This is a genomic window from Shinella sp. M27 (assembly GCF_049199905.1).
In the GTDB taxonomy this organism is placed as follows: domain Bacteria; phylum Pseudomonadota; class Alphaproteobacteria; order Rhizobiales; family Rhizobiaceae; genus Shinella.
On the sequence record NZ_JBLZPK010000054.1, the window covers coordinates 1 to 4,056 of the forward strand.

4 protein-coding genes are annotated in these 4,056 nt (G+C 63.9%); all 4 read left to right on the forward strand.

The genetic code is table 11. From position 1 onward, the window contains the following. Window positions 1-24 precede the first annotated feature (24 nt). On the forward strand, window positions 25-948 hold the full coding sequence (gene metA / locus ACOZK4_RS19880) for a homoserine O-acetyltransferase MetA (RefSeq protein WP_313531562.1): 924 nt from the start codon (window positions 25-27) through the stop codon (window positions 946-948). Window positions 949-950: 2 nt separating this feature from the next. Then, window positions 951-1,403: a GNAT family N-acetyltransferase gene (locus tag ACOZK4_RS19885; protein WP_313531563.1), complete on the forward strand. Its 453-nt coding sequence runs from the start codon at window positions 951-953 to the stop codon at window positions 1,401-1,403. Between the two features lie 93 nt (window positions 1,404-1,496). Continuing rightward, window positions 1,497-2,513, forward strand: coding sequence for an aldose epimerase family protein (locus ACOZK4_RS19890; RefSeq protein WP_421593390.1), 1,017 nt, complete (start codon window positions 1,497-1,499; stop codon window positions 2,511-2,513). Window positions 2,514-2,664: 151 nt separating this feature from the next. Next, window positions 2,665-4,056: methyl-accepting chemotaxis protein (locus ACOZK4_RS19895; protein ID WP_421593391.1), on the forward strand; the 1,392-nt coding region annotated here is incomplete at its 3' end.

Genomic DNA, 4,056 nt, shown 5'->3' on the forward strand with positions numbered 1-4,056 from the left:
TTTTGTTTTGGATCGAGTTGAGACATGCCCATCAAGATTCCCGATACGCTCCCCGCCTTCGAAACTCTCGTGAACGAGGGTGTCCGGGTGATGACCGAAACGATGGCGATCCGGCAGGATATCCGCCCGTTGCAGATCGGGCTTCTCAACCTCATGCCGAACAAGATCAAGACGGAAGTGCAGATGGCACGCCTCGTCGGCGCCTCGCCGTTGCAGGTCGAACTGTCGCTGGTGCGTGTCGGCGGCCATCGCGCCAAGAACACCTCCGAGGAGCACCTGCTCGCCTTCTACGACACGTGGGAGGAAGTGAAGCACCGCAAGTTCGACGGCTTCATCATCACCGGTGCGCCGGTGGAGACGCTCGACTACGAGGACGTCACCTACTGGGACGAGATGAAGGCCATCCTCGACTGGACCGAAACCAATGTGCATTCCACGCTGAATGTCTGCTGGGGCGCGATGGCGGCGATCTACCATTTCCACGGCGTGCCCAAGCACACGCTCGACGAAAAGGCTTTCGGGGTCTATCGCCACCACAATCGCAAGCCGTCATCGGTCTATCTCAACGGCTTCTCCGACGATTTCGAAGTGCCGGTGTCGCGCTGGACGGAGATCCGCACGGAGGACATCCGCGCGGTCGACGATCTCGATATCCTGCTCGAATCCGACGAGACGGGCGTTTGCCTCGTGCAGGAGACGGCCGGCAACCGGCTCTATATCTTCAACCATGTCGAATACGACTCGACCTCGCTCGCAGACGAGTATTTCCGCGACGTCTCGGCCGGCGTGCCGATCAAGATGCCAAAGAACTATTTCCCGCACAACGATCCGGCGCTGCCGCCGCAGAACCGCTGGCGCGGCCATGCGCATCTGCTGTTCGGCAACTGGATCAACGAAATCTACCAGACAACGCCATACGACCTCGAAAAGATCGGAACGGGAGCCTGACCATGAGCCGTGTCGTTATTCGCCCGCTGCACAAGGATGATGAAGGCGAATGGCGCCGCCTGTGGACCGCCTATCTCGCCTTCTACGAGACGGTTCTGCCGGAAGAGATTTTTGCCACGACCTTCGCCCGTCTGACGGGCGAGGTCGCCGAGGGCGAATACCGTGGCCTCATCGCCACGCTCGACGGCAAGCCTGTCGGCCTCGCGCACTACCTCTTCCATCGCTCGTGCTGGACGGTTGGCAATGTCTGCTACCTGCAGGATCTCTTTGCCGATCCCGACGTGCGCGGCAGCGGCATTGGCCGCGCGCTGATCGAAGGCGTCTATGCCAAGGCGAAGGAGGCCGGCTCGCCCGAGGTCTACTGGATGACACAGGAGTTCAACGCCACTGCGCGCCAGCTCTACGACCGCATTGCGGAGAAGACCCCCTTCCTCGTCTATCAGAAGAACCTCTGACGGGTTGTCGAATAGTATGACTTTTCGGTTGCGGCCGGCAAGGAATTGAAGCAGGTTGCCGCGCGGGGAAAAGCCGGCGGAGGAGACGCAAGCGTGGGTCAGCAACAGGATATCTTCGGTCGGCTCGATCAGGGGGAAGCGGTGGAGCGCGTCACGATATCGGGCGGCGGACTGACGGCCTCTGTCCTGACCTGGGGCGCCGTCATCCAGGACCTCAGGCTTGACGGGCACGATGCGCCGCTGGTGCTCGGCTTCGAAGACCTGCCGTCCTATCTCGACCATTCACCGTTCTTCGGCGCCACGCCCGGCCGCTGCGCCAACCGCATCGGCGATGGCCGCTTCACCATCGATGGCCATGACTACCAGCTGGAACGCAACGAGCGCGGCGTCACGCATCTGCACGGCGGCAGCGACGGCATTGGCCGGCAGAACTGGCGGATTGCCGAAAAGGGCGCCGATTTCGTCACGCTCACGCTGACCGATCCAGACGGCCGCGCCGGTTATCCAGGCAATTGCGCCATCACCTGCACCTATCGCCTGCCGGGCGAGGGCGCGCTCTCCGTCGTCTATGAGGCCGTGACCGACGCGCCGACGCCGGTCAATCTCTGCCAGCACAGCTATTTCATTCTGGATGGCGGCGCGGATGCGCTGGGCCACGAGATCCGTCTGACGGCGGAACACTACCTGCCCGTCGATGAAAACCTCATTCCGACCGGTGAGGTCCGCCCTGTCGCCGGCACGCCCTTCGATCTCAGGGAATGGACCCCGCTTGCCCGCCAGACGGAAGAGGGAGGTGTCGCCTTCGACCACAATTTCTGCCTTTCGCCGGAGCGCGTGGCCAAGCGTCCCGTCGCCCAGGTGCGCAGCCCCGTTTCGGGCGTTTCGCTTGCCGTGCTGACGACCGAGCCGGGCGTGCAGCTCTATACCGGCGCCAAGGTCGGCCCGGCCGTTCCCGGCCTCGAAGGTCGCCACTACGGCGCGTTCGCCGGCTTCTGCCTGGAGACGCAGATCTGGCCCGACGCCGTCAATCACGCGGATTTCCCCAAGGCGATCCTGCGCCACGGCGAGACGCTGCGGCAGGAGACGGATTACGTCTTCCGCAAGGCCTGACGGCGGTTCCCGACCCCCAAAGGCAACGGGAAAAACGCAAGACAATCGAAACCTTTGTGCCGCACAAGGCCCGCATGGACCCGGAATGATGCCGGGTTGTGCGGGATGAATGCGCCAGGACAGCGTCGGTCGCCCCAGGGGACCTCTGTCCATGAAAATCTCGGATCTCTCGATCTCCCGGAAGGTTGGCTTTCTCGTGCTCCTGATGGGCATTGCCGCCGGCACGATCGCCACCGTCGGCAGTCGCGGCCTGACCTCGCTCGGCGGTGCGCTTGAGGATACCGGTGCGCGGGAAGAGGTGGCCCGCGAGGCCATGGACCTGCGCATCGACGTCATCGCCATCAGCCGCATGACCTATCAGCTGGCGCTCGCCCCGGAAAAGGCCGGCGATTTCGCCGCCGAGACGGACAAGCGCTCGAAGGAAATGCTCGACCGCCTGCCGAAGATTGCCTCGACGGCTGACGCCAGCGAACAGAAGCTGCTCGACGGCGTGCGCGCTGCCATGACGCCCTATTTCGACGAGATCCGCGCTATGGTCGCCGTTGCCACGGAAAAGGGTGACGACCGCGCGGCCATCCTCGCCGCGCTCGACAAGGCGCTCGAGGGACAGAAGGCCGTGACCTCGGCGCTCAAGGAATACACGACCTATTCCGCCAGGACGCTTTCGGAATCGCGCGCCACCGCCATCTCGCGCTCGACGACCACGCAGGTCCTGCTGCTCGCCACCGCCTTCGTCTGCATCGTCGCGGGCATGCTGTTCAGCATCGCCTTTGCCCGCAAGGGCATCGTGCGCCCGATCCAGCTCCTGACCGGCGTCATGTCGAACCTCGCCGCCGGCAAGCTCGATGACGCGATCCCCTGCACCGAGCGTAAGGACGAGATCGGCGCCATGGCCCGCACGCTCGACGTCTTCCGCGCCAACGAGATGCAGATGCGCGACATGGAAGCCCAGGAAGCAGCCCTTCAGGCGCAGAGCAAGGACCTGCAATCCAACATCAGCACGATCGTGGCCGCTGCCGCAGCCGGTGATTTCTCGCGCCGCATCACCAAGACCTATGAGGACGAGGACTTGAGCCGCTTCGCCACTGGCGTCAACGCGCTGGTGCAGAATGTCGACCGCGGCGTCAGCGAAGTGCGTCGTGTCATCGCCTCGCTCTCGCATGCCGATCTCACGCAGGAAATGGCAGGCCAGTTCCAGGGCGATTTCGCCGAGCTGCAGGCCAACGTCAACGGCGCCATGCGCACGTTGCGCAGCACGATGGGTGGCATCCTCACCACGGCTGGCACGATCACCGGCAACAGCCGCGAGCTTTCGGCCGCCGCCGACCAGCTCGCCCACCGCACGGAGCAGCAGGCCGCCTCGCTGGAGGAGACCGCAGCCGCGCTCGAGGAGATCACCACGACGGTGAAGACCTCCACCACGCGCGCCATCGAAGCCTCCGAGATCGTACGCGAGACCAAGGAAAGCGCCGAAAAGTCGGGTGATATCGTCAAGAGCGCGATCGACGCCATGGGCCGCATCGAGCAGTCCTCGCAGAAGATC

Excerpts from the sequence above, each read along its gene's own strand:
- ACOZK4_RS19885 (WP_313531563.1), top strand. The coding sequence starts at position 951 with ATGAGCCGTGTCGTTATTCGCCCGCTGCACAAGGATGATGAAGGCGAA.
- metA (WP_313531562.1), top strand. The coding sequence starts at position 25 with ATGCCCATCAAGATTCCCGATACGCTCCCCGCCTTCGAAACTCTCGTG.